The 25732-nt window shown below is 65.9% G+C and carries 24 protein-coding genes and 2 riboswitches; of the genes, 7 read left to right on the forward strand and 17 right to left on the reverse strand.

Features of this window, described 5'->3' with window-relative positions:
* Positions 1–3 precede the first annotated feature (3 nt).
* Together QMG72_RS11395 and QMG72_RS11400 are read right to left on the reverse strand one after the other, a co-directional pair.
* On the reverse strand, positions 4–879 hold the full coding sequence (locus tag QMG72_RS11395) for an FHA domain-containing protein (protein ID WP_283480544.1): 876 nt from the start codon (positions 877–879) through the stop codon (positions 4–6).
* Positions 880–881: 2 nt separating this feature from the next.
* Positions 882–1142 (reverse strand): hypothetical protein, encoded by a 261-nt coding sequence (locus tag QMG72_RS11400; RefSeq protein ID WP_283480545.1) that lies wholly within the window; start codon positions 1140–1142, stop codon positions 882–884.
* A gap of 213 nt (positions 1143–1355) precedes the next feature.
* Between QMG72_RS11400 and QMG72_RS11405 the strand changes: the two genes are divergently transcribed.
* The 3 genes from QMG72_RS11405 (at position 1356) to QMG72_RS11415 (ending at position 3988) form a co-directional block, all read left to right on the forward strand.
* Positions 1356–2066, forward strand: a complete 711-nt coding sequence (locus QMG72_RS11405; protein ID WP_283480547.1) for a response regulator transcription factor — start codon at positions 1356–1358, stop codon at positions 2064–2066.
* 5 nt (positions 2067–2071) lie between these two features.
* The gene (locus QMG72_RS11410) at positions 2072–3577 is read left to right on the forward strand and encodes a sensor histidine kinase (RefSeq protein WP_283480587.1); all 1506 of its coding nucleotides are present in this window, start codon (positions 2072–2074) and stop codon (positions 3575–3577) included.
* Between the two features lie 123 nt (positions 3578–3700).
* A complete protein-coding gene (locus QMG72_RS11415; RefSeq protein WP_253031197.1) occupies positions 3701–3988 on the forward strand; it encodes a WXG100 family type VII secretion target in 288 nt (95 codons plus the stop codon).
* Between the two features lie 44 nt (positions 3989–4032).
* Here the strand turns inward: QMG72_RS11415 and QMG72_RS11420 are convergent, their stop codons facing one another.
* The 6 genes from QMG72_RS11420 to QMG72_RS11445 form a co-directional block, all read right to left on the reverse strand.
* On the reverse strand, positions 4033–4998 hold the full coding sequence (locus QMG72_RS11420) for a ribonuclease HI family protein (protein ID WP_253031198.1): 966 nt from the start codon (positions 4996–4998) through the stop codon (positions 4033–4035).
* Between the two features lie 147 nt (positions 4999–5145).
* Positions 5146–6783, reverse strand: coding sequence for a chaperonin GroEL (gene groL / locus QMG72_RS11425; RefSeq protein ID WP_226776374.1), 1638 nt, complete (start codon positions 6781–6783; stop codon positions 5146–5148).
* A 317-nt stretch (positions 6784–7100) separates the two neighbouring features.
* Positions 7101–8372 carry an ABC transporter substrate-binding protein gene (locus QMG72_RS11430; protein WP_283480588.1) on the reverse strand — a complete coding sequence of 424 codons (1272 nt, stop codon included), beginning with the start codon at positions 8370–8372 and terminating at the stop codon, positions 7101–7103.
* Between the two features lie 83 nt (positions 8373–8455).
* Complete coding sequence (locus tag QMG72_RS11435) at positions 8456–8662, reverse strand: cold-shock protein (RefSeq protein ID WP_283480549.1); 207 nt, start codon at positions 8660–8662, stop codon at positions 8456–8458.
* Between the two features lie 185 nt (positions 8663–8847).
* Complete coding sequence (locus QMG72_RS11440; RefSeq protein ID WP_253031199.1) at positions 8848–9468, reverse strand: LytR C-terminal domain-containing protein; 621 nt, start codon at positions 9466–9468, stop codon at positions 8848–8850.
* An 80-nt stretch (positions 9469–9548) separates the two neighbouring features.
* Positions 9549–9866, reverse strand: coding sequence for a DUF3263 domain-containing protein (locus tag QMG72_RS11445; protein ID WP_502934657.1), 318 nt, complete (start codon positions 9864–9866; stop codon positions 9549–9551).
* A gap of 94 nt (positions 9867–9960) precedes the next feature.
* Between QMG72_RS11445 and QMG72_RS11450 the strand changes: the two genes are divergently transcribed.
* Positions 9961–10758, forward strand: coding sequence for a uracil-DNA glycosylase (locus QMG72_RS11450; protein WP_502934658.1), 798 nt, complete (start codon positions 9961–9963; stop codon positions 10756–10758).
* A 38-nt stretch (positions 10759–10796) separates the two neighbouring features.
* Positions 10797–11636 (forward strand): siderophore-interacting protein, encoded by an 840-nt coding sequence (locus QMG72_RS11455; RefSeq protein WP_283480552.1) that lies wholly within the window; start codon positions 10797–10799, stop codon positions 11634–11636.
* Between the two features lie 11 nt (positions 11637–11647).
* Here QMG72_RS11455 and QMG72_RS11460 read toward each other — a convergent pair whose 3' ends face one another.
* Together QMG72_RS11460 and QMG72_RS11465 are read right to left on the reverse strand one after the other, a co-directional pair.
* Positions 11648–13144, reverse strand: coding sequence for a threonine/serine exporter family protein (locus tag QMG72_RS11460; RefSeq protein WP_253031200.1), 1497 nt, complete (start codon positions 13142–13144; stop codon positions 11648–11650).
* 33 nt (positions 13145–13177) lie between these two features.
* Complete coding sequence (locus QMG72_RS11465) at positions 13178–14251, reverse strand: lipid II:glycine glycyltransferase FemX (protein ID WP_283480553.1); 1074 nt, start codon at positions 14249–14251, stop codon at positions 13178–13180.
* A 115-nt stretch (positions 14252–14366) separates the two neighbouring features.
* Here QMG72_RS11465 and QMG72_RS11470 point away from each other — a divergent pair, with 115 nt between their 5' ends.
* Positions 14367–14921: a TspO/MBR family protein gene (locus QMG72_RS11470; protein WP_283480554.1), complete on the forward strand. Its 555-nt coding sequence runs from the start codon at positions 14367–14369 to the stop codon at positions 14919–14921.
* A gap of 1 nt (position 14922) precedes the next feature.
* Here the strand turns inward: QMG72_RS11470 and QMG72_RS11475 are convergent, their stop codons facing one another.
* The 6 genes from QMG72_RS11475 to QMG72_RS11500 form a co-directional block, all read right to left on the reverse strand.
* Entirely contained in the window at positions 14923–16344 is a 1422-nt protein-coding gene (locus QMG72_RS11475) for an L-serine ammonia-lyase (protein ID WP_253031202.1), read from the reverse strand.
* A gap of 204 nt (positions 16345–16548) precedes the next feature.
* A complete protein-coding gene (glyA, locus tag QMG72_RS11480) occupies positions 16549–17877 on the reverse strand; it encodes a serine hydroxymethyltransferase (RefSeq protein ID WP_502934659.1) in 1329 nt (442 codons plus the stop codon).
* A complete protein-coding gene (gene gcvH / locus QMG72_RS11485) occupies positions 17874–18269 on the reverse strand; it encodes a glycine cleavage system protein GcvH (protein ID WP_283480555.1) in 396 nt (131 codons plus the stop codon). The genes glyA and gcvH overlap by 4 nt, the downstream gene beginning before the upstream one ends.
* A 98-nt stretch (positions 18270–18367) precedes the next feature.
* Positions 18368–19516, reverse strand: a complete 1149-nt coding sequence (gene gcvT, locus QMG72_RS11490; RefSeq protein ID WP_226776364.1) for a glycine cleavage system aminomethyltransferase GcvT — start codon at positions 19514–19516, stop codon at positions 18368–18370.
* A 12-nt stretch (positions 19517–19528) separates the two neighbouring features.
* On the reverse strand, positions 19529–22444 hold the full coding sequence (gcvP, locus tag QMG72_RS11495) for an aminomethyl-transferring glycine dehydrogenase (RefSeq protein WP_256447074.1): 2916 nt from the start codon (positions 22442–22444) through the stop codon (positions 19529–19531).
* Between the two features lie 39 nt (positions 22445–22483).
* A riboswitch (glycine riboswitch) is annotated at positions 22484–22600 on the reverse strand.
* 1 nt (position 22601) lies between these two features.
* Positions 22602–22700, reverse strand: a riboswitch (glycine riboswitch).
* Positions 22701–22869: 169 nt separating this feature from the next.
* Positions 22870–23409 (reverse strand): TetR/AcrR family transcriptional regulator, encoded by a 540-nt coding sequence (locus tag QMG72_RS11500; RefSeq protein WP_226776362.1) that lies wholly within the window; start codon positions 23407–23409, stop codon positions 22870–22872.
* Between the two features lie 81 nt (positions 23410–23490).
* On the opposite strand from QMG72_RS11500, the gene QMG72_RS11505 reads away from it, so the two are divergent.
* Complete coding sequence (locus tag QMG72_RS11505; RefSeq protein WP_226776361.1) at positions 23491–25092, forward strand: MFS transporter; 1602 nt, start codon at positions 23491–23493, stop codon at positions 25090–25092.
* A gap of 14 nt (positions 25093–25106) precedes the next feature.
* On the opposite strand, the gene QMG72_RS11510 is transcribed toward QMG72_RS11505, so the two are convergent.
* A complete protein-coding gene (locus QMG72_RS11510; RefSeq protein WP_226776360.1) occupies positions 25107–25586 on the reverse strand; it encodes a Dps family protein in 480 nt (159 codons plus the stop codon).
* Positions 25587–25732 lie beyond the last annotated feature (146 nt).

Here is a 25732-nt window from a genome sequence, read left to right on the forward strand (position 1 = left end):
GGGCTAGCGGGTGTACGTTGACCCGTCCCGTTCCAGGGCGCCGGTACGCGGGTCCCGCTGGGGACGCTGGTAGGCGAACTCGCCGCCGCTGCGGCCGCCGAAGGGGCGCCCGTGATCAGCAAATTCTTCCCGGAAGAACGCCAGACACCACTGACCCATTTGGAGGCGGGCGCCGGTGCGCAGCACCGAGGACGATCCCGGACCGAAGCTTCCGGTGACTTTGCCGTGCCGGACCAGGACGTATTCGTCCTGGTCATTGTGGACTATTTCCGCATGCACGCCGTCGAGTCCGGGAAGCTGCAGTTCGGCGGATTCGTCACTGCCGATGCGCACCCGGTCCGCAGCAAGGCTAAATACCCGGGGAACCTGGCCGTTCCAAGCCTGCGCGTCCTGCACAAAGATCAGCCGGGGCTGTCCGCCGCCGCGGGTGTAGTGGGTGGTGGTAATGCGGCGGGCAATCCTGCGCTTGACGGTCGGCAGCAGCGGGAACAGGGTCCCGGGGGGAAGCAGGGAAAACTTGCGGGCCGGCGCACGCCGGCCCCGTTTCAGGAGCGGCGCCAGCGCTCCCAGCTTTCCCAACTTGATGTGGGGTGACCTGGTGATCACACGCTGCGACGCCGGCACGTCGACGGCTCCGAGGCTGATGATTCTGCCCTCGGGCCCCTCGACAATCACCGTCAGGCCCTGCTCTGACAACGTTTTGGCCAGAGGCCTGATGTCGCCGAGCGTAGGCATCCGTTGCGACAGGAGGGCATCCATACGGTCAAGGGCGACGACGACTTCGCTGCCGGCCGCCGTCACCGATCCGCGAGCCTGTTCCCCGGTTGCCTCCTGCAGGGAAAAGTCCAGATTGATGTCGGCCCGGAAGCGCGGGGCCATGGTCAGCCCCTGTTCTCGTCGGAACCCAAGGCGTCCTTATCGCTGGTGGTCACTCGAAGGCTTCCGTTCAGCTTCCAGGTGGCGCGCGGCGCGTCCGGGCCGATGTCGCGGGGAACTTCGACGGTCATATCAATGAAGTTGTAGTTGATGGCAGCGCCTTTGCCGGTCAGATACGACCACATCTCCTCGGCAAGATCCGCCCAGTCGCGGATACTCCGGTCCGCAGGTCCGGCGCTGTCCACTGGGTTGCTCTCAGTCGTCACTTTGTGTCCTCTTCATTGAGTACCGCCCAAGCCGCCGCGGCAGAGTGTTTTCGATAGGGTCACTCTACTGGCGGTGCGCGTGCAGGGGAATGGTATTGCCCTGCAGCCTGCCCCTCCGACGGTGTCCGCGCCTGCCGCCGCCGGCCCCCACACACACTCAACACACATCCATCGTTCAGAAAACTCCCAGATTCTGGGAGGATCATGGGAACTATGAAAAAGAACGGTCCCGAAGCCAAGCTGCTCGTCGTCGATGATGAACCAAACATCCGCGAGCTGCTCTCTACCTCGCTGCGCTTTGCCGGCTTTGAAGTCGTCTCGGCGTCCAACGGCCGCGAGGCCCTGGCTGCCGCGGAACTCCATGCCCCGGACCTGGCGGTCCTGGACGTGATGCTGCCCGATATGGACGGTTTCACCGTCACCAGGCGGCTGCGCGCGGCGGGAAAGCACTTTCCCGTCCTTTTTTTGACCGCCAAGGACGACACCGAAGACAAGGTCATGGGTCTGACGGTGGGCGGCGACGACTATGTCACCAAACCGTTCAGCCTCGACGAGGTCGTGGCACGGATCCGTGCTGTTCTTCGCCGCACGCAGCCCCTGCAGGATGACGATGCGGTGATCTGCGTCGACGACCTGGAGCTCGACGACGACGCCCACGAAGTCCGCCGCGGCGGGACGGTGATCGAGTTGTCCCCCACCGAATTCAAGCTCCTGCGGTACCTCATGCTGAACCCCAACCGGGTGCTGTCCAAGGCCCAGATCCTGGACCACGTTTGGGAATACGACTTCAACGGAGACGCCTCGATCGTTGAGTCTTACATCTCCTACCTGCGCCGCAAGGTGGACATCGATCCCGACGCGCCGGCCCTCATCCAGACCAAACGGGGTGTGGGCTACGTGCTGCGGACGGCCGAGAAGCGCTGACCTTGTTGCTCCACCGTTGGAAGTCGGCATCGCTGAGGTCACAGCTGGTCGCCATCATGACCGCCCTGATGCTGGTGGCCCTCACTGCCACCGGCGCAGGAACCCTGACCCTGCTGCACAGCTACCTCCAGGGGCAGGTCGACGACAAGCTCCGGGCCGCCGTCGCCTCGGTCCGGCAGCAACAGTCCTTTAGCCAGCTGCAGGACCAGAACCAGAACATCCCTACCGACTACTCGCTGATGCTGTTCGCGCCGGGACAAAAGCCTGTGCCGTTCGGCGGAGACAAGGAAATACACCCGGAAATCACCGGTATCAGCCCCGCGGATGTTGTCGGTCTCCAGCAGGTCCCGTTCCAGGTCCGCGGAACGGACGGGCACAACTGGCGGGTGGTCGCCCTCAACGTCGTCGACAGCAACGAGCGAACCTCCGTCGTTGTCATCGGACTGCCCTTGTGGCCGGTCGATTCCGTGATGGAACACGCGGTGCTGGTGGTCGTCGGCGTCGGGCTGCTGACCCTTGTCCTGGCCTTTTTCATCGCCACGTGGAGCATCTCCCGGTCCTTCCGGCCGCTGGCCCGGGTCGAAAAAACGGCTGCAGCCATTGCGGCCGGCGATCTCTCCCGGCGTGTCGACGTCGACACACCCCACACTGAGGTGGGCCGGCTGGGCACCTCCCTTAACGCCATGCTCGCCCACATTGAAACTGCCTTCGCCGCCCGGATGGCCTCGGAAGCGAAGATGCGCCGCTTCGCCGCCGACGCCTCCCATGAACTGCGCACCCCCCTCGTGACGATCCGCGGATTCTCGGAGCTGTACCGGCAAGGCGCCCTCGCCACCCCTGCGGACGTGGCGACTGCCATGGGCCGAATCGAAAGCGAAGCCAAGCGGATGGGGACCATGGTGGAGGACCTGCTGCTGCTCGCCAGGATCGACGAGCAGCGCCCGTTGCAGCAGAAGCCCGCCGATCTGCTGCTGATTGCCAATGACGCCGTTGTTGACACCCAGGCGAGCGACCGCGGACGCACCATCTCACTGGCCGGGCTGGAGGGCCGTCCGCCGGCACCGGCGCCGGTCATTGGTGACGAGGCGAAATTGCGGCAGGTCGTGGGGAACCTGGTGGGCAACGCCCTGCGCTACACGCCGGAGGGAACGCCGATCGAACTTGCCGTCGGCGTACGGACCGCCGCGGACGGCAGCCGGCAGTCCGTGATCGAGGTCCGCGACCACGGCCCGGGGGTTCCCGACGAGGAAGCCGCGAGGATCTTTGAGCGGTTTTACCGGGCGGACACTTCCCGAACGCGGGAGACCGGCGGCAGCGGCCTGGGACTGGCTATTGTCGCGGCCATTGTCGGCTCGCATGCCGGCACGGTCAGGGCCGCGAAGACCGATGGCGGCGGGGCAACCCTGGTGGTCAACCTGCCGTACCTGGACGGGGTGGCGGCGGACGACGGTTCGGCCGACAGCACGGTCGCCGGTGAAACGGCCTCCTCCGGTGGCGGTTCCGGGAAGTAGGCTTTTCGCGATCGTTGCGGCCTTATCCACATAAGCGGGCCACCCGCTTCCGGGGACCTGGTGGATTTCCTAGGCTCGGGGTGACCGGATATCCCGGAGCATCCCCTGCAGAGAGGTCATCCCATGAGCATTATCTCCGTCGATACTGAACTCCTCGAGCTCAAGTCGGCAACCGTCAAAGCCACGGTCGACCGGATCAGCGCCGACGTGCAGGCAATGAAAAGCGGGCTCGATGAGCTGCAGGCCACGTGGCGCGGCGCGGCGGCCACCAACTTCCAGGCCTTGGTGTCCGAGTGGACCCTGACCCAGGGAAAAGTGGAGGCGTCGCTGGCCTCCATCAACCTGGCACTGAACTCCGCCGCAGCGAGCTACGCCCAAGCCGAGCTGAACAACACCCAACGTTTCAGTTGACCGGCAGTGCCCGTCAGAGCGGGATTCAGCCCCCCGGCGCGGGTTCAGGCTTCGGGAGTGCCCTGGTGGAAGCGAAGACGCCATTGCGCCCCGTCCTGGACCCACAGGGAGCTGCGCAGGGCTGCTGCGGCCCGGGTGTGGCTGCGGTACGTCAGGAGGACTGAGTGCTCTCCCACCCGGTCTGCTCCCAGTACCTCCATCTCGACGGCGCCATCGGGGCGCTCTTGGAGGGACATCATCACGGCGTCCCGCGTCCAGATCCGGCCCGAGCTGCCAATCTCGGTGTAGTCCGGGTGCAGCAGCACTCCCGTGCGTCCGACGTCGGCGCGTGTGTCCGGGCGGAGCAACTCGCGTTCGAGTGCCTCGACGATCGCTTCCGGGCTCGCGTCAATGCCGGGTGCGGGCATTGCGTCCCCGTCGAGCTCGCTGAAGAGGTCCGGTTCGTCAAAAACGGACGCTTCAGCGAGAACGCGCTGCTGGCGGGCCGTCGCCGCTTGCGGCACCGCCCGCCCGGATGTGGGCGGCGCAGCGGCTGCGGTGTTCTCGGAGCCGAACCCGGGCCCCTGACGGACTGCAACACCCTGCTGGTAGGCCGTCGCAGCGGCCCGGGCCCGGTCATCCGCCGCCTCGTTAAGATCATGCCCGGCGTGGCCGCGCACCCATTCGAAGGTGTACTTGCGGCCCACCAGGGCCTGGTCGATTTCCTTGAGCAACTCCACATTCATCACCGGCTTGCCGTCGGCTTTGCGCCAGCCCTTGCGCTTCCATCCTGGCATCCACTTGGTGACGGAATTGATGACGTACTGGCTGTCGCAGAGGATGTGCAGGTCCTCGCCGGACAGGTGCGCGGTCGAGCGCACCAGGTCCAGCACTGCCATAAGCTCGCCCATGTTGTTGGTGCCGTGCGGCCATCCCCCGGCCCGCCAGCAGTCATCGTCCACGTACCAGGCCCACCCGGCCGGGCCGGGATTTCCTAAAGCCGAACCGTCGGCTGCCGCTGTAATTGTCACTGCACCATCCTGCCAGACCCGCACCGCCGTCGGCGCCCCCGCCGGGGTGGTTGGCACTCACGCCGACGGCGGCCCCGCCCGAAGGAGGGACCGCCGTCGTTATACGCACATTTCAGGGCCGAGGTTCCGGCCCCGGCAGCCGGTTGGTTAGAAACCGCCCATGCCGCCCATGCCGCCCATGTCGTCGCCGCCACCCATGGCCGGAGCGTTCTTCTCCGGCTTGTCGGCCACAACGGCCTCGGTGGTGAGGAACAGGCCGGCAATGGATGCCGCGTTCTGCAGTGCAGAGCGGGTGACCTTGACCGGGTCGTTGATGCCGGCAGCCAGCAGGTCGACGTATTCGCCGGTTGCAGCGTTCAGGCCGTGGCCTGCGGGCAGGCCGCGGACCTTGTCGACCACAACGCCGGGCTCGAGGCCGGCGTTGAAGGCGATCTGCTTCAGCGGAGCGTCGATGGCAACGCGGACGATGTTCGCGCCCGTTGCTTCATCACCCGTGAGGTTCAGGTTGGCGAAAGCCTTGAGGCCAGCCTGGATCAGGGCAACACCACCGCCGGCGACGATGCCCTCTTCAACAGCAGCCTTCGCGTTGCGGACAGCGTCCTCGATGCGGTGCTTGCGTTCCTTGAGCTCGACCTCGGTTGCGGCACCGGCCTTGATGACTGCAACGCCGCCGGCCAGCTTGGCCAGGCGTTCCTGCAGCTTCTCGCGGTCGTAGTCCGAATCGGAGTTCTCGATCTCGGAACGGATCTGGGAGACGCGGCCGGCGATCTGGTCGGCGTCGCCTGCCCCCTCGACGATGGTGGTCTCGTCCTTGGTCACAGTGACCTTGCGGGCGCGGCCCAGGAGTTCGAGTCCGGCGGTCTCAAGCTTGAGGCCGACTTCCTCGGAGATGACCTGGCCGCCGGTGAGGATGGCGATGTCGGCGAGCTGCGCCTTGCGGCGGTCACCGAAGCCCGGAGCCTTGACGGCAACGGACTTGAAGGTGCCACGGATCTTGTTGACGATCAGGGTGGCCAGGGCCTCGCCCTCGATGTCTTCGGCAATGATCAGCAGCGGCTTGGAGGACTGCATGACCTTTTCGAGGACAGCAACCAGTTCCTTGACGTTGGAGATCTTGGAGTTGACGATCAGGATGTAGGGATCCTCGAGGACCGTTTCCTGGCGCTCAGCGTCGGTGACGAAGTAAGCGGAGATGTAGCCCTTATCAAAGCGCATGCCTTCGGTGAGCTCCAGCTCCAGGCCGAAGGTGTTCGACTCCTCGACGGTGATGACGCCTTCCTTGCCGACCTTATCCAGGGCCTCGGCAATCAGGGCGCCAATCTCGTTGTCACCGGCAGAGATGGACGCGGTGGCGGCAATCTCTTCCTTGGTTTCGATTTCCTTGGCGGAGGCCAGGAGCTCGCGGGTGACGGCTTCAACAGCCTTTTCGATGCCGCGCTTGAGGGACAGGGGGTCAGCTCCGGCCGCGACGTTGCGCAGGCCTTCCTTGACCAGGGCCTGAGCCAACACGGTAGCGGTGGTGGTTCCGTCGCCAGCGACGTCATCCGTCTTCTTGGCAACTTCCTTGACCAGCTCGGCGCCGATCTTTTCGTAAGGATCGTCCAGCTCGATCTCCTTGGCGATGGAAACACCATCGTTGGTGATCGTGGGGGCGCCCCACTTCTTTTCGAGGACGACGTTGCGTCCACGCGGGCCGAGGGTGACCTTGACGGCGTCGGCGAGGATGTTCAGGCCCCGCTCAAGACCGCGGCGTGCCTCTTCATCAAATGCAATGATCTTGGCCATAACGGCAGTAGTCCTTTCGGGACAGTCGTTAAGAATGAACCTATGCTGCGGTGCCCGCGACGGACGATCCTTGCCCGGCGGCCTCTGTATGCCGCCAGGCCAGGGATCTCACCCCAACCAGGTATTTCTCTCGCTCCCGGCTCGGCCGCCTCAACTCCGCAGCCGGTCGAACCGGGCGTCGTTTTAGCAGTCAATGCGCAGGAGTGCTAACTCAATAATTAGCACTCCCCCGGGGAGAGTGCAAGCAGTAGGCGCGCCGAAAAGCTGCTGTCGGCCAACTGGCACCGTTCCGGAACGACGCAATACGCTACGGGCGATCACTTCCCGCTGCTGCCCGCCGTTTCGCTGCCGCTCATGGTTGCCGTGTTGTCCGGTCCGTAGGTGTAGAGAACGTAGTTTGCGGAGCTGACGTCACCGTGGGCATCGAAAGTGACCCGCCCGGATTGGCCGTCGTAGTCGGGACGCTTGCCGGCCCGCAGAGTGTCGAGGCATTCCTGGTAGCTCTTGCACACCTCGGCCGCGCCCGAAGGCCCGGTGCCGCCGGACGTCTCGGCGCTGCCGCCTGAGACCGCCACGAGACCGGCGGCGATGGAGGTGCCGGCGTCATCCTGCGCCGCTGCGGCGGCGATGGCGGCGAGGTTCACGGCGTCGTACGCCTCCGCGGCAAACGCCATGTCCTTCAACCCGGGATCCACGGAGACCAGCTCGCCCTGGAATTTTGCGGAGGCGAAAGTTCCCGGCAGGATCCCGCGGGCACCGTCGAGGGCGCTGGAGCCGAGTCCTGAACCGTACTGGTTGACCGCCCCGTCGGCGAGGATGAGCTTCTTTCCGGCAACTCCGGCGTTGTTCAGCTCGGCGATGGCGCCTTGGGCGGCTGCGCGGGAAATCAGCACGACGGCATCTGGAGCCGCGGCCTTGACGGCAGCCGCCGCCTGCTGCGCCTGTCCCGGGGCGAACCCGACGACGGCGGCGGTCCCGAGGCCGGACGCCTTGGCCGCGGCTGCCACAGCGTTGGATACATCCTTTCCGTAGCTGCCTTCTTCGTACACCACGCCGATGGTTGCGGCGCCACCGTCCTTGGCGAGCTTAACGAGGACGGGCGCCTGTGCGATGTCGGCCGCCGAAGTCCGGAAATAGAAGCCCTTACTTGGATAACTGCTGAGGCCGCTGGCGGAATTTGCTGGTGAAATCACGGCAATCCTGGCAGCGGACAGGACATCGATGGCGGCCGGCGCCCTGCTGGAATCCGTTGGACCGATAACCACGTCGGCTTTGGCGGCAACCAGCGCCTTGGCCTGCGCTGCCGTGTCAACACTGATTGTTGCCGGCAGCAGTTCCACCGGTTTGCCCTTGTGCCCGCCGGCGGCATTGATCTCCCTGACGGCCAGTTGCGCCGCCGCCAGTTGGGGGGCGTTAAGGAAATTCTGCGCCCCAGTATTGTCCAGGATCAACCCGATGCGCAGGGTGCCGTCACCGCTCGCTTCTGCCGGCTCAACGCGGGCGCCCCCGGCCGGGCCCAGGCAGGCGGTGGTGGTCAACGCGGCCACAGCAGCCACCACGGCCGCTCGTCCCAGCCGCAGCGGGGCCATCCGGCGGGCGACAGTGCCGGCGTCGGTCCGTCGAGCGGACACATCGTGGCCTGGGCCGCTGGACGCCTGCGGTGCGGTGTCCGTCACGGGGCGGGCCTGACGCTTTCGGCCTGCGGGCCCTTCTCGCCCTCGCCGACTTCGAGCTCCACACGCTGGCCCTCCGCCAGGGAACGCTGGCCGTCCCCCGCAAGGGCAGACCAGTGCACAAAGACGTCTGCGCCGGAGCTGTCTACGGTGATAAAGCCGTAGCCCTTGTCGGCGTTAAACCACTTGACGGTTCCCAATGCCATGGTGTCCACACTTTCAGTTGCCCAGCGGGCGCCCCAGCATCCGCCGGGCCGCGGAGTGCTAAAAACTAAGTCCGCAAGTACTGTACCCGCAGCTTTATGCTGCCGCGCAGCCCTGGGGCGCCACTGCCGGTCAATAGTTATTTAGGCGTAACCGGAACAGCTAGCTAAGGCGCAAGCGGACCGGGTTACGCGAATCCGGGCGCCAGGACAACAACGAGTGGCAGCTGGAATTCGGCGGAATCCACCACGCTTGGGATGCCCAGGAGTTGGCCAAGGGCCTCGGCATTGTCCTTCTGCCCGACCCCGTTGTAGAAGACCACCGAGCGCTGCTGCGGCAATCCGCCCCAGTTTCCGAGCGCGCCGACAGTCCAGCCGGCGGTGGTAACGGTTCCGCCCACCCGGTTCGCCAGCCCTGCCGTGGCGGTGCCGTTGAAGATGGCCACGGGCTGGGTCTTGTCGATGGCTGCGGCCGAGGTGGTGGCTGCGGGAGTCGCAGCCGGCGACTCGCTGGCCGGCGGGCTGGACGGGCTGGAAGGGGCTTCGCTGGAGGTCGCAGGGGCGGCAGATGCAGCGGCGCTGCTGCCGCTCTGCCCGGCCGCTGCCTGCGTGCTGTCGGCAGCGGAGGAGAAGCCGATCTTCGGCAGAAAAATGAACGCGACGAGGCCAATGGCCAAGGCCGCGGCACCGGCGCCCAGGATCGGGCCCAGGCGGCGGCGGTGGCGTGATTCGGCGACCGTCCGATGGACACCTTGGCGTGCGGAGGTCTCCGGGACCCGATCGAATTCATCCCGAGCGTATTTGGTCATGGTAAAACAATGTCCTTGCTGATTTCTGACGAACCGGCCGCGCTTGCTGGCGCGCAGCAATGTGCGCATCCGGCTGTGCTTTACGCGTCTGAGCCCAAGCGGCGGGCAGTGCGCGCACGTTGGCGTGACGTACGTAGTCTACGCAGTCTCTTTACCAACATCGGATCATGGGCCAGTGCATCCTCGGTGTCGATAAGGGCATTGAGGATCTGGTAATAGTGCGTGGCGGACAGATCGAAGAGTTCGCGGATGGCTTGTTCTTTGGCGCCGGCGTATTTCCACCACTGCCGTTCCAACGCCAGCATTTGCTGGTCCCGGCTGCTCAGTGGCGACTCCGGGTTGATCCCGGCGACAGGAGATTCCGCCGTCGAAAGGTGCTCTTGTGCTTGTTCGGCCACGACACGCTCCCTGGCTGGATCCGATGAAAAGTCTCCCCCCATGCTACGGGCGAATAACACCCTTGTCATTTGCCGGCCTGCAAGAATGGGCTCTGTGCATGACTCCGACTTCCCTGCCTCCGATGCCCTTTTCGAGCTGGAGCCCCCAGCGGGCCAGGCCGCGGGTTTCAGTGAGTTGGCCCGCCTGCCCCTGGATGAGCTCGTCGCCGACGACTGGGCTGAGGCACTGGCCCCGGTCGAGGGACAATTGCGGGACGTCCTGGCCTACCTGGGCCGGGAGTTTTCCGCCGGCCACAACGTCTTGCCGGCGCCGTCGAAGGTGCTGCGGGCCTTCCGGCAGCCTCTGGCGGACGTCCGGGTGTTGATTCTGGGCCAGGACCCGTATCCGACGCCGGGCCATGCCGTTGGGCTGTCCTTCGCCGTCGACGGCGCCACTCGGCCCATCCCCCGCAGTCTGGCCAACATCTACAAGGAGCTTCACGCCGATCTGGGGCTGCCTGCGCGGATCCACGGTGACCTCGGCCCTTGGTCCGATCAGGGGGTGCTGCTGCTCAACAGGGTCCTCAGCGTCCGGGCCGGGGCGGCTGGCTCGCACCGGAACAAGGGTTGGGAAGCCATTACAGCGGCGGCAATCACCGCCGTAGCCAAGCGCACAACAGCCGGCGGCGCACCCGCCCCGCTGGTGGCAATCCTCTGGGGCAGGCACGCCGAGGCTGTCCGCCCGCTGCTGTCTTCCACGCCCGTGATCGCCAGCGCCCACCCGAGTCCGCTCTCCGCGTCACGGGGATTCTTCGGCTCCCGGCCCTTTAGCCGCGCCAACACGCTGCTCCGCGAACAAGGCGGCGCAACTGTGGAATGGGAACTGCCTCCGCTGCCCGAGCCGGCTCCCTAGCCAGGGTTCCGCCAGCGGCTTTGGCTAGGCTTAGCCCCATGACCTCAGTCCCCGCCGCCACCTCGGCCACCCGGAAATCCCGTCCGCAGACCAACCTCAGCGTCCTGCGCCGTGAAGAGCTCTCCCCCCACATGGTGCGGATCATTGCCGGCGGGCCCGGATTTGCCGGCTACGAGAACAACTCCTATGCGGACCGCTACGTCAAGATCGTGTTTCCGCAGCCCGGCATCGATTACCCGCAACCGCTTGACCTGTGGGAGGTCCGGGCGACGATGCCGCGCGATCAGTGGCCGCACACCAGGACCTACACGGTCCGCTGGGTCGACTCGGCGGCCGGGGAACTCGCCATCGACTTCGTGATCCACGGTGACGAAGGCCTCGCCGGTCCGTGGGCGGCATCCGCCCGGCCCGGTGACGCCCTGATATTCACCGGACCGGGCGGCGGCTACAACCCGGACCCGGCCGCGGACTGGTTCCTGTTCGCCGGCGACGAATCCGCATTGCCGGCCATCGGGTCCTCGATCGAATCGTTGCCGGCCGATGCCCGCGGCCTGGCCTTCCTGGAGGTGGACAGCGACGCCGACATTCAGGACATTAGGGCGCCCGCCGGTCTGGAGCTGCGCTGGCTGCTGCGCAGCAGCGTGCCGGCCGGGGCCAGCGAACTACTGCCTGCCGCGATCCGTGCTGCGAGCTGGCCAGCCGGCAGGGTCCAGGTCTTTGCGCATGGAGAACGCGGCGCCATGAAGAGCCTGCGGGACGTGTTCTACGCCGAGCGCGGGCTGGAGCGTTCCCAGGTTTCGCTGTCCGGCTACTGGGCGAAAGGCAGGGTGGAGGACGACTTCCAGGCCGAGAAGAAGCTCCCCATCGGTAAGATCTAGCGGCGCAGGCTCTAACGGCGCCGCGCCCGGCGTCGTTCGTTGCTCGCCAGGCTGCGGGTCAGCGGACGGGCCAGCGTGTCGCCGAGTACGATGCCGGCCGCCACCCCAAAAACGATGGCCCCGGCATTAAGCATGCCCCCGGCACCCAGCAGGATCTCCGACGTCTCAATCGTTAATACATACATGGACCGGAATATGGTGAGGCCGGGCAGGAGAATCAGTGCGGCCGGCACCGCCACCACCAACTGCGGGGCGCCCATCCGCAGTGCCACCACCCGGGCCAGCAGTCCGATAACAACCGCCGCCAGTGCGGGCGAAAAGCGCGGTCCGATGCCTAATGCCTCTCCGCCGTTAAGGATCAGGTACCCCACAACGCCGACGGCCGCCGTCGGCAGCAGCAGGCTCGGGCTGGTCTGTTCGGTGATGCCGATCATCAGCACCGCGATGGCGATCAGAATGACCACTACCCACAGCTCATACGCCGGCGGGAATGTTTTGGTGACGTCGATGGATTCCATCCCCGTCCTGTCCCCCACCACAAAGCCCACAGCGAGGCCCGCTACCAGCGCCCCGAAGGTCAGCACTGTGGAGAGGAAACGGCCGGCGGCCGTGACCGGGAAGCCATTGATCGCGTCCTGCACCGAGGAGACCAGCCGTCCGGTCGGCAAAAGCAGCAGGATGCCGCCCACCACCACAATCTCGGGGGCGATCTGGATTCCCGCCAAGCCGCCGAAGCGCCCCAGGAGCAGGGCCATAAAGGTGACCAGGAACGAACACGCCGCCGTGATAAAGAAATCCGGCGTCCGCCAGCGGCTCAGCTGCCGGGCCAGCAAACTGACCATCAGGTTGGAGGCAAAGGCCACCACTGAGCCGCCGATTCCGCCGCCAAGGACCCCGACGAAAACGGCCGCGAAGACCCCGAACGCCACCGTGACCATCCAGCGGGGGAAAGGTTTGGCGCTGCGGGTGATTTCTTCCAGCCGCCGCACGGCCTCGTCACGGCCCACACCGCCGGCCACGAGTTCGGTGACTAGCTGGTGCACCTGGGAGAGCCCGGCGTAGTTGTTCGTCCAGGACCGCACCACACGCAGCAACGTAATCGGAGTCTGTTCCTTGGGCGCATAGTTGATGGCCACGGACTGGTTGGTGATGTCCACTTCGATGTTTTTGAGGCCCAGCGCAGCTGTGACGGCGATAATGCTGGTTTCAACTTCGAGGGCGCCGGCACCGTACCGGAACATCGATTCGGCCAGGTGCAGCGCGAAGTCGATGGTCTTGCGGGCCGACGCGTCCACCCCGCCCACCTGAATCATCGGGTTGGCGTAGGGGCTGCCGGCGAGGCGGTCCACGATGCTCATGGGAGCGGTCGGCGGGTTCTCCCCCTGGACAAGTCTGCGCAGCATCCGCTTGGCCGCGGCATTCTGGCGCACTTGCGTGGGCGAGAGCGGCTCGGTCCTGGGCAATCCGTCGGTGTGCGGCCGACGGCGGCCGGCGGGTTCCTGGGTCATTCCGGCGTCCTCAAATTTTCCGTGACAGCCGTTTTAGTAGAACTGCTGGCCCGTGCGGCGGGTGTAGAGCTGGCGGGCGACGCGTTCCCCCGCGGCCATCCAGGCCTTGTATTTCAACGGACTGAGGACCTGGTCGTAGCAGCCAACGAAGTCGGTCACCGTTTTGCTGAAGCTGGTTTTGAACAGGCCCAGGCCGTGGAACGGGTTGGACGTGTCCTTCAGCTGATCGCTGGGGGGTGTGCCGCAGAAATCGTATTCGGTGCAGCCGAGCTCCCTGAGCTGCTGGATGGCAGTCCACTGCACCAGGTGGGAGTCACCGTACTGGTTTCGCTTCTGCAGCGAGCCGCCGTCTTTGTAGGTGCCCTTGCGCCCGTAGTTGACCACAAAGGCGCCCACCGACGGGACACCGTTCTCATAGACAAACATCAGCCGCCCCTGGCCACGGTTGATGAAGTTGGTCCAGAACTGGCGGTAATACCCGTATTCGCGGACCCGGACCTGGGACTTGGCTTCCACGGTGTTTGTCATCAGCGCGTACATGGCGCGGAAGTTCTCCTCGGTGGGGTCCACTCTGAGGACTTCCACGTCCTCGCGGATGGCGCGCCGGACGGCGTTGCGGCCCCGGGAGTGCAGGTTCCGCAGCAGCTGGTTCTCCTCTGGGGAGATATCCAGCAGCGCCGTCGAGTCGTTGGGCTGCAGGTTGTGGCTCTTGCGGAGCCCGGCGCCTTCGATAATCCGACGGGCTTCGTCGGAGCGGACGATGTCCGGCTCGATTTTGATGGCAAAGACCCCCAGCCGGGCACGTTGTACGAACTCGGCGTTGGCTGCGGTGATGCCGGGGATGTCTTCGACGGAGGCGACATCTGGGCCCTTGATCAGGTACCAGAGCTTGCCGAGCAACGGGACGGACTTCTCCAGGATGAGGTTGTAGCTGGAGTAGTCAGCGCTCTCGTAGACCAGGTGCCGGGGTTTCCAGCCGAAATTTTGCTTAACCTCAGCGAAGGCCTCCGATTGCAGGAGATTGCCGCCCTTGGGGTTCGCAGTGACGTGGGTATCCCAGTTGGCGATCTCTTCGGCAGAGGCAAAGCGGGCGGTGAATTCACGCAAGGGTGCAACATCCAATCATTGCGGTTCGAGCATCGGCGGCATGCGGGCATGCACGTTCAAGTCTATCCGTCCGGGTCAATGCTCCTGCCCGGAACCAAGCCGCTAGGCTGGATGTATGGCGTCAGTTGAGCAACCCCTAAGATCGGAATCCGAGCACCGGGAACTTGCCGCCGGTACGCGCCGGCCGGCAGTCCAATTTCCCGGACTATTGGTCTTTTTGGCTGCCTCGGCTGTCGTTGCCGGCCTCGGCGGACTGGCCACCGCGAACAATGTTAACGGCTGGTACGCCGCCGCGGTCAAAGCCCCCTGGTCTCCGCCGAACTGGGTGTTCGGACCGGTCTGGACAACCCTGTACGTCGCGATGGCCGTGGCCGCCTGGCTGGTCTGGCGCCGCCGGGCGGAGGGCACCAGCGCAGCCCTCGCCGCCTACACCACGCAGCTAGTGTTGAACCTGTTGTGGACTCCGGTCTTCTTTGGCCTGTACCCGGCACTTGGCACACTGGCCCTGTGGATCGCTTTCGGCATCATCGTCGCGCTGTCGGCCGCCGTGGTGGTCACCGTACTCCACTTTGGGCCGATCAGCCGCACGGCAGGACTGCTGATGCTGCCCTACTTCGCCTGGATAATCTTCGCTTCGTCGTTGAATCTCTGGGCGGTGCTGAACAACTAGCTCAGCACTCGACAACGTTCACGGCCAGGCCGCCCATGGCTGTCTCTTTGTATTTGGAGCTCATGTCCTTGCCGGTCTCGCGCATGGTCACGATGACCTCGTCGAGGGACACCCGGTGCGTGCCGTCGCCCCAAAGCGCCATCTTGGCGGCGTTGATGGCCTTCGCCGCGGCGATCGCGTTGCGTTCGATGCACGGTATCTGCACAAGCCCGCCGATGGGGTCGCAGGTCAGGCCGAGGTTGTGTTCCATCGCGATTTCCGCGGCGTTCTCCACCTGTTGCGGCGTACCGCCCATCACTTCGGCCAGACCGGCCGCAGCCATCGAGGATGCCGATCCCACCTCGCCCTGACAGCCGACCTCGGCGCCGGAGATCGAAGCCTGTTCTTTGTACAGGACACCGATCGCCGCTGCCGTCAGCAGGAACTTGACCACAACGTCGTCGCGGTCGGCCTCGGTGGCTTTGTCCATGCCCGGGGCAAAGTGCAACGCGTAGTACAGGACAGCAGGGATGATGCCGGCGGCGCCGTTGGTGGGGGCGGTGACCACGCGGCCGCCGGAGGCATTTTCCTCGTTCACCGCCAGGGCAATCAGGTTGACCCATTCCTGCCAGTACTTCGGGTCCCGGAAGTCGGGGTCCTGATCCCGGGTTTCTTTCATCAGCCGTTCGTGCCAGTCGGGCGCACGACGGCGGACCTTCAGGCCGCCGGGGAGCAGTCCTTCGCGCTTGAGGCTGACCTGAACGCAGCTGGTCATCACCGAGTAGATGTGCAGAAGGCCTTCCCGGATCTCCGCTTCGGTGCGGGAGGCACGCTCGTTGACGAACATAATCTCGCCGATCGACAGGCCCTTGGACTGGCAGCGGCCCAGCAGCTCCGCTGCCGTTCGGAACGGCAGGGGAAGTTCCTTCTTGGACTCGGCGAGCTCGATCAGGGCGGCGTCCTCCTCGCCTTCGCGGACGATGAAACCGCCGCCCACGGAGAAGAACGTGGCGCTGTGCAGCACGGCGCCGTCGGCGTCCGAAACCGTGAAGGTCATGCCGTTGGTGTGCCGGGGCAGGATGGTGAGCGGGCGCAGGATCATGTCCTTCACCCCGTAGGGCAGGGCCACACCGGTTCCTTCGCCGGCCAGCTGCAGGGTGCCGGTCTCCGCGATCGTGGCCAGCCGCCCCTCCACTTCCTCGGGGAGGATCAGTTCAGGGTGGTAGCCCTCGAGGCCGAGCAGGATCGCCGTCATGGTCCCGTGGCCGTGGCCTGTGGCCGCGAGGGAGCCGTAAAGGTCCACCCGCAGCGACGCCACCCGGCCCAGATCCCGCGAGGTCTTGAGCTCCTCGGCAAACACCGCAGCAGCCCGCATCGGCCCCACCGTGTGCGAACTGGACGGGCCTATTCCTATCGAGAAGAGGTCAAAGACGCCAACAGCCATTACTGAATCCTAACTAGACACTGCGTTCGGGCGGGGGTCTGGGGTTGGTGGTTGGGCGGGGCTCCTCCGCGTGCTCGGTCGACGCCGCCCGCTGAGCGGACGTCGCACTCCCTTAGACGCACGCTTCCGGACCCCACCCAACCACCGTTCGCGACTCACCAAAGCGGCGGCGAGCAAGACCCCGAGGGGCCGGCCCCGGAGCCCTTAACCGAGGTTAGCAACCGCCGGGTAGAGCGGGTGGGCGGCGGCCAGGGCCTCCACCCGGGAGCGCAGTCCGGACAGGTCCGCGCCGGCGTCGGCGATCAGCGCCTCAGCGATGATATCCGCAACCTCGGCAAAGGCAGCCTCGCCGAAGCCGCGGGTTGCCAGCGCCGGGGTGCCGATCCGCAGTCCGGAGGTGACCATCGGCGGCCGGGGGTCAAACGGGACGGCGTTGCGGTTGACAGTGATGTCGATGTCCGCGAGCCGGTCCTCGGCTTCCTGCCCGTTAAGCTCGCAGTCGCGCAGGTCCACGAGGACCAGGTGCACGTCGGTGCCGCCGGAAATCACGTTGATTCCCTTGGCAGTGACGTCCGGCTGGATCAGGCGCTCGGCGAGGATCCGCGCGCCGGCCAGGACACGTTCCTGGCGCTCCTTGAATTCAGGCGAGGCTGCAATCTTGAAGGCCACGGCCTTGCCGGCGATGACGTGCTCCAGCGGGCCGCCCTGCTGTCCGGGGAACACGGCCGAGTTGATCTTCTTGGCGATGTCGGCGTCGTTGGTCAGGATGATGCCGCCGCGCGGACCGGCGAGGGTCTTGTGCGTGGTGGAGGTGGTCACGTGCGCGTGAGGCACCGGTGACGGGTGCAGCCCGGCGGCAACCAGCCCGGCGAAGTGGGCCATGTCCACCATGAGGTAGGCGCCCACCGAGTCGGCGATCCGGCGGAACTCGGCAAAGTCGAGCTGGCGGGCGTACGCGGACCAGCCGGCGACGATGAGCTGCGGCTTGTGCTCCTGGGCCAGGCGTTCGACCTCGGCCATGTCGATCCGGTGGTCGTCCACGCGGACCTGGTAGGGGATCACGTTGTACAAACGACCGGAGAAGTTGATCTTCATGCCATGGGTCAGGTGGCCGCCGTGCGCCAGGTTCAGGCCCATGATCGTGTCGCCCGGACGGATCAAGGCGTGCATGACCGATGCGTTGGCCTGCGCGCCGGAGTGCGGCTGGACGTTGGCGTACTCTGCGCCGAACAGGGCTTTGACCCGGTCGATCGCAAGCTGTTCGATCACGTCGACGTGCTCGCAGCCGCCGTAGTACCGCTTGCCGGGGTAGCCCTCTGCGTACTTGTTGGTCAGCACGGAACCCTGCGCCTGCATCACGGCCTTGGCAGTGTGGTTTTCCGAGGCGATCATCTCCAGGCCGTCCCGCTGGCGGGCCAGTTCCGCGTCGATCTTCTTGGCGATCTCCGGATCCAGCACCGACAGCTCCACGTCCAGGCTCGGCGAAACGACCTGCTCAAACACGGTCTCGATGCCGGTCGCTGCGCCGCTCACAGTTCGCCGCCATTCTTGGACGCGTAGTCCTGTGCGGAGAGCAACGGGCCCTCTGATTCCGCGGCCACCTTGAAGAGCCAGCCTGCGCCGTAAGGATCGTTGTTGATCAGCGCCGGGTCGTCGATAACGGCGGGGTTGATCTCGGTGACCTCGCCGGTGACGGGGGCGTAGAGGTCCGAGACCGATTTGGTGGACTCAACCTCGCCGCAGGTCTCCCCTGCCGTCACCGCGGCACCAACTTCGGGCAGGTCCACGTAAACGATGTCGCCGAGGGCATCCGTGGCGACGGCGGAGATGCCGATGGAGACAACGTTTGATCCGGCGTTGCCGGAGTCCCGCGCAACCCACTCGTGCTCGTCGGAATACTGCAGTTCAGGAGCTACTTTTGCCATGTGCTTTTCCTAAGTCTTGGAGTGGTCGTTGGTGCTAAATCGATTTGTTGCCCGGTAAAGTACCTGCCGGAGCCGGTTCCCGCCAGGAACCGGCGGGACTATTTTTGGCGCTTGTAGAAAGGCAGTGCCACAACTTCGAAAGCTTCGGTTTTGCCGCGCAGGTCGATGTCCAGCGCCGTGCCGGGGTCGGTGCACTCGACGTCGACGTAGGCCATCGCAACCGGGTAGCCCAAGGTGGGGCTGGGCTGGCCGGAGGTGACTACGCCCACCGTGGCACCGTCCTTCAGGACCGGGTAGTGTCCGCGGCCGGCCCGGCGGCCGAGGCCCTTGAGCCCAACCAGCCTGCGGCCCGTTGTGGCACCTGCGCCGGCTTCCTTTTTTGCCGCCAGGGCCGCCTTGCCAACGAAGTCCCCTTCTTTGGAGAGCGCCACAACCGGGCCCAGCCCGGCGGCGAACGGGTCGCCCTCAAGGGAGAGCTCATTGCCGTAAAGCGGCATCCCGGCCTCGAGCCGGAGCGAGTCGCGGGACGCAAGCCCGGCAGGCGTCAGTTCGCCCTCCTCGGCGATGGCGACGAGCGCCTGCCAAAGGGCTGCCGCGTCGCCGTTCCCGACGAAGATCTCGAAGCCGTCCTCACCGGTGTAGCCGGTGCGGGCCAGCAGAAGTTCCTCGCCGGCGCCGCCAAACATCACGGGAACGTCGACGGCGGCGTAGTACTTCAGGCCGGTCACCAGTTCGTGCTGAGCGGCCGGAACCAGCCGCAGCAGGATCTCCTGCGCCTTCGGACCCTGCACCGCGATCAGAGCGGTCTCCGCTGAGGCGTCGCGCACCACAACGTCAAAGCCGGACGCCCGTTCGGCCAGAGCCGCGGCGACGACCTTCGCGTTGCCGGCGTTGGGGACCACAAGGAACTTGTCGGCGCCGGCACCCGCGGCCGGACGGCGATAAGTGATGAGGTCGTCGATGATGCCGCCATCCTCGGTGCAGATCAGCGAGTACTTTGCCTTGCCGACCGCCATCGCGGAGATCTTGCCGACCAGTGCGTAATCCAGGAAAGCGGCCGCGTCCGGACCGGTGACCCAGACTTCGCCCATGTGGGAGAGGTCGTACAGGCCCGCAGACGTGCGGACGGCGTGATGCTCGGCGAGTTCGGAGCTGTACTTGAGGGGCATCTGCCAGCCGCCGAAGTCCGTGAAGGAAGCGCCGAGCTTTTTGTGCTCTTCGTACAGTGCCGTGTAGTTCTCAGTCATCGTTGGCTGTCCCTAGTTCTTAGAGTCGGAGTTGGCGGCGGCGTCGTCGGGGTGGACTGCTGTGTCTTCGTCGAAGGATTCGAGCGGCGGGCAGGAACAGATCAGGTTCCGGTCACCTGCCGCGCCGTCGATCCGGCCGACCGGCGGGAAATACTTGTCCTGCTTGGGCGTGCGGCCGGGGAATACTGCCTGCTCGCGCGGGTACTCCCGGGCCCAGCCGGTACTGATAACGGCGGCAGCGGTGTGCGGGGAGTTACGCAGCGGGCTGTGTTCAACAGTGAACTCGCCGTGCGCCACCTGGTCAATCTCGGCCCGGATGGAAATCATGGCCGCGATAAAACGGTCGATTTCGCCGAGGTCCTCGGATTCGGTGGGTTCGACCATCAGGGTGCCGACCACAGGGAACGCCAGCGTCGGGGCGTGGAAGCCGTAGTCGATGAGGCGCTTGGCGACGTCCTCGGCGGTCACGCCGGTCTTTGCCGTGAGTTCACGCAGGTCCAGGATGCATTCGTGGGCCACGAGTCCGCCTTCGCCGGTGTAGAGCACCGGGAAGTAGTCATTGAGGCGGGCCGCAATGTAATTGGCAGCGAGCAGGGCCGACTTGGTGGCTTCGGTGAGGCCGTGGCCGCCCATGAGCTTAACGTAGGCCCAGGAGATCGGCAGCACTCCGGCCGAACCGTAGCGGGACGCCGAGATCGGGGTGCCGCCGGCGCTGTTGGCCGAGACGGCGTTGTTGGCATCGCCCGGCATAAAGGGTGCCAGGTGGGCCTTGGCAGCGACCGGGCCCACGCCGGGTCCGCCGCCGCCGTGCGGGATGCAGAAGGTCTTGTGCAGGTTCAGGTGCGAGACGTCGCCGCCGAACTGGCCGGGTTGAGCCAGCCCGACGAGGGCATTGAGGTTGGCACCGTCGATGTAGACCTGGCCGCCGGCGGCGTGGACGGCGTCGCAGACTTCCCGAACGTCGGCGTCGAACACCCCGTGGGTGGAGGGGTAGGTGATCATGATCGCGGAGAGCGCATCCCGATGCAGTTCGATCTTGGCCTGCAGGTCGGCGTGGTCGATGGTGCCGTCGGAGGCGGTGGCCACAACAACGACCTTCATGCCGGCCAGCACGGCGGAGGCGGCGTTGGTGCCGTGCGCGGAGGCCGGAATGAGGCAGACGTTGCGCTGCACGTCGCCGCGGGAGAGGTGATAGCCGCGGATCGCGAGCAGGCCGGCGAGCTCGCCCTGGGAGCCGGCGTTGGGCTGGATGGAGACCTGGTCGTAGCCGGTAATCTCGGTCAGCTGGGCTTCGAGGTCCTCGATCAGTTCACGCCAGCCGGCGGTCTGGGATTCGGGGGCGAAGGGGTGGATGGAGGCGAACTCCGGCCAGGAGATGGCCTCCATCTCGGCCGTGGCGTTCAGCTTCATGGTGCAGGAGCCCAGCGGGATCATGGTGCGGTCCAGCGCCAGGTCGCGGTCCGAGAGGCGGCGGATGTAGCGCAGCAGCTGGGTTTCGGAACGGTGGGTGTTAAAGACCGGGTGCTGGAGGTAGTCGGAGGTGCGCTCCATGCCGGCGTCCACGCCGAAAGCCGCATCCTCCGCGACCGACGCCCCGAAGGCGGCGACGACGTCGGCGACGATGGCCGGCGTCGTGGCCTCATCGGCGGAGATCCCGACGGTGTCCGCATCGACGGGCCGCAGGTTGATGCCCTTGGCGTCCGCGGCGGCGATGATCTCGGCGGCCTTGCCCGGGACGGAAACGGTGACCGTGTCAAAGAAGCTGGTGTGCAGCACGTCCAGCCCTGCGGCCCGCAGCGAGGCCGCGATGGTCCGGGCGTGCCCGTGCGTGGTCTCAGCGATCGCCTTCAGCCCGTCCGGGCCGTGGTAGACGGCGTAGAAGGAGGACACGATCGCCAGCAGGGCTTGCGCCGTGCAGATGTTGGAGGTGGCCTTCTCCCGGCGGATGTGCTGTTCGCGGGTCTGCAGCGCCAGGCGATAGGCCGGGACGCCGGCATTGTCCTTGGAGACACCCACGAGCCGGCCGGGCATGGAGCGTTCCAGGCCCTTCTGAACGGCCATGTACGCTGCGTGCGGTCCGCCAAAGAACAGCGGGACGCCGAAGCGCTGCGCGGATCCGACGGCGATGTCCGCGCCCTGCTCCCCCGGAGGGGTGATCAGGGTCAGGGACAGCAGGTCCGCGGCCACGGTCACGAGGGCGCCGCGGTCCTTGGCCTCGGCGATCACGGCTGTGTGGTCGAAGACGCGGCCGGAGGCCCCGGGCTGCTGCAGGACAACGCCGTTGATAACACCCTCGGGCAGGCCCGTGGACAGGTCGGCAACTTCGACGTCAAAGCCGAGGGCCTCGGCCCGGCCCCTGACGATCGCTATGGTCTGCGGGAGGCAATCGGCGTCCAACACGGTCTTGCCACCTTGGGCGGACTTGTTCTTGTTGGCCCTGCGCATCATCAGCACGGCTTCGGCGACGGCGGTGGCTTCATCCAGCAGCGAGGCGTTGGCAATCGGCAGGCCAACAAGATCCTGGACCATGGTCTGGAAGTTCAGCAGCGCCTCGAGCCGGCCCTGGGAGATTTCCGGCTGGTACGGGGTGTAGGCGGTGTACCAGGCCGGGGCCTCAAGGATGTTGCGGCGGATGACCGGCGGGGTGACGGTGTCATAGTAGCCCTGCCCGATCATCTGCACGGCGGTCTGGTTCTTGGCCGCGAGCTTGCGCAGCTCGGCGAGGACCTCTACTTCGCTCAGGGCGCCGGTGAGCTGCAACGGCGAGTCCTGGCGGATGCCTTTGGGCACGGCCGTGTCGACGAGCCCATCGACGGTGTCGTAGCCGACAGCCTTCAACATGGCATCGACGTCGGACTGGCGGCGGGCGCCGATGTGCCGGTCAACGAAGGACGTGGAGGCTGAGGATACTGTCACAAGGAACTCCATCACTAAGGCGGCGCAGGGTACGCAGCATTGATTCGGGTTCCTCCCCGCTCTGTATTGGACCTGAGAGTTTCCGCGCAGCCCTGCTCTCGCAGGTCTCCGCTTGCACCGTCGGTGAGCACAGCATGTCAAAGGACAGCCTGCTACTTTCCAGAGTTGCCTTGCCGCGGCGGTACATGGGCCTGAGAGATTCCTGGGGAGGGTTTGCTCCTACGGCGCCTGCTTGTACCTACTTGCAGAACTCTCCCGCCGCAGATCAAAGGCATATTCAATTTCTCGTGACCGCAGTCACAGCTTCCATTGTCCTATGCCCGGCCCCGGTCCGCAAACTCCCGACGCCGCCGGCACGAAGTCGCGGGTCAGCTGCGAGATCGCCGCAAACTTCCGGCGACCTCGTGCACTTCCGGCGATTTCGGCGCGGAGCCGCCTCAGCCGCGAAGCCGGTCGACGGCGGCGAGAAGACTCTCGAGATCCGCAGCGACCTCCGGCATCGGACCGCCGGGGCCACGGGCAAGCATGGCATTGAAGTACAGGCCGTCCCCCATATAGAGGACCGCCTTGGCCATCGCCGGCCCGACGTCGCCCGCGAGCAACTCCAGCCAGCCCGCCTGCGCGGCGGCAAATCGCTGGAGGGCCTCTTCGTGCGCCACTTCGGCCAGCCGGGTCGCCGCCACAAAGACCCGGTCCAGGGGGGTGCCCGCCCACAGGGAGGACTTGATGAAGTAGGCCGCGGCCCCCTCCGGCGCATCCGCCATCGCCCCAAGGTCTTGTGCCAGCAAGCCGTCCAAACGCTCCAGGAGCATCGAGACCATCGCTTCCTTGGTCGGGAAGTGATAGAGCAGCCCACCCTTGGAGACGCCGGCGAGTTTGGCCACGGCGTCCAGGGTGGCGGCACGCTCGCCTTCTTCGATAAGCAGGGTTTCGAAGGCGTCAAGGACGGCTTCGCGGGCAACTGGTTTTCTGGCCATGATTCCTATCTTGCCCGGTGCCCGGACCGGGTTCTGGTTGACATTTCTTAACTATACCGTCTGGACGGTATAGTTATCTCCATGAGCAACACAGCAGTCAGCCACAACAGCACCAAAGCGCTCGGCACACAGCCCGGCGATACAGCAGCCATAGCGCCGCCGCGCGCGCCCTGGCGCGACTGGCTGGCGCTGGCGCTGCTGATGTTCCCGGTGCTGCTGGTGGCGGTGGACAACACGGCCCTGACCTTCGCATTGCCGTCGATCGCCCGGAGCCTCGACGCCTCCGGGATCCAGCTGCTGTGGATTGTGGACACCTACCCCTTGGTGCTGGCTGGCCTGCTCGTGGCAATGGGCAGCCTGGGCGACAGAATCGGCCGCCGTCGGCTGCTGTTCATCGGCAGCACCGGATTCGCGGCTGTCTCCGCGGTCACCGCCTTTGCTCCAAGCGCCGAGTGGCTCATCGCCGGCCGGGCGGGGCTCGGGTTCTTCGGCGCCATGCTGATGCCCTCCACCCTTTCGCTGATCCGCAACATCTTCCCTCAGCCCAACCGTCGACGGCTCGCGGTGGCGATCTGGGCTGCGGGTTTCTCCGGCGGCGCAGCGCTCGGCCCGATCTTCGGCGGCTGGCTCGTGGAGAACTTCTGGTGGGGCGCCATCCTGCTGGTCGCGGTGCCGATCATCCTGCCCCTGTTGGCGCTCGGTCCGCTCCTCGTTCCGGAATCCCGCGATCCGCATCCGGGCCGCGTGGACGTGCCGAGCGTACTGCTGTCCCTGCTGGTGATGGTTCCGGTGGTCTACGGCATCAAGGAAATCGCCACACACGGGCTCGCTCCCGCGCCGCTGGCCATCACCGCCGGCGGCCTGCTGATGGGCTACGTCTTTGTCCGACGCCAGCGTGCCCTGATGCAGGGCGGCGGAAATGCCCCCCTCCTGGACATCAGCCTGTTCAGCAACAGCGTCTTCAGCACCGCGATTACGGCGAATGTGCTTGCGCTGTTCTCCTTCAACGGCTTCATCCTGTTCCTGGCCCAGCATCTGCAGCTGCTCGAGGGCCAGTCCCCCTCCGAATCCGGCGTCGCGCTTGTGCCGGCACTTATCGCCACGGTTGTCTCAGGCCTGCTGGTGGTCCCGCTCGTGCGGAAGGTGCGCCCCGGTTTTGTGGTGGCCGGGGGGCTGCTCCTGAGCGCCGCGGGGTATTGCCTGGTCGCGTTTGGCAACCACAACAACGGGCCGGCCCTGCTGCTGGCCGCGCTGCTGGTCCTGTGCCTGGGCGTCGGCTCGGCGGAAACCATCTCCAACGACCTGATCCTCGGCGCCGTCCCGGCCGAGAAATCGGGCGCAGCCGCCGCGATCTCGGAGACCGGCTACGAGATCGGATCCTTGCTCGGAACAGCCGTGCTGGGCTCCATCCTGACAGCCTCCTACCAGCACAACCTCCGGCTTCCCGCCGGCGTCGCCGAAACGGCGCCGGCGGGCGCAACGGCCCAGGCCGCCGAAACACTCGCTGGCGCCATAGAACTAGCCAACACGCTGCCTGGACCCTTGGGCGCAGCGGTGACAGCGGCCGCCCGGACGGCGTTCGATTCCGGCGTCCACGTCACTGCGGCCATCACGATGGTGCTGATGGCAGGCACGGCTGTGCTGGCCGCCGTCGCCCTGCGCAAGGTGCCAAAGGCGAAATAGCCGGGCCGGGAGCGCTACTTGCCTTCCGGGGTCGTAACGCTGGCGCTGGCCCGCATGGTCTCCGCGTTAACCATCCAGGCGTACTGCTCAAGCTTGGCGATGAATGCGTGCAGCAGGTCCGCCGTTGTGGGGTCTTCTTCATCGACTTCGTCGTGGACCTTGCGCATGGTGCCCACGGCAGCCTCCAGGGCCGCCACGATCCGCTCAATGGCGTCCTTGGTGTTGATCAGTCCGGTTGGGAATTCCGCGAGAGCCGTGGACTTTGACACCGTGGAGCTCCGGCCATCCGGCAGCGCGTGGAGGGCCCGCATACGCTCTGCCAGATCATCAGCGAATTCTCGGGCCGCGTCAATGATTTCGTCCAGCTGCAGGTGCAGATCCCGGAAGTTTGTCCCGACGATATTCCAGTGCGCTTGCTTGCCCTGGACATGCAGTTCAATCAGGTCTACGAGCACTGCCTGAAGATTGGCGGTGAGGGTCGGTGAAGCTTTCATACGTCCTCCTGGGTAGGTCCGGTACCGTTGCGTCCGATATTTCCGACGCTACCCCAGGGCGCAGTCCGGGAGCCACGGTCCCGCCGAAATTTCTCCCTTAGCTTACTAAGCTGGCTTACTAGCACTCGGGTGCATGGTTGCGTGAT

This window comes from Pseudarthrobacter sp. PH31-O2, assembly GCF_030063265.1.
GTDB lineage: Bacteria > Actinomycetota > Actinomycetes > Actinomycetales > Micrococcaceae > Arthrobacter.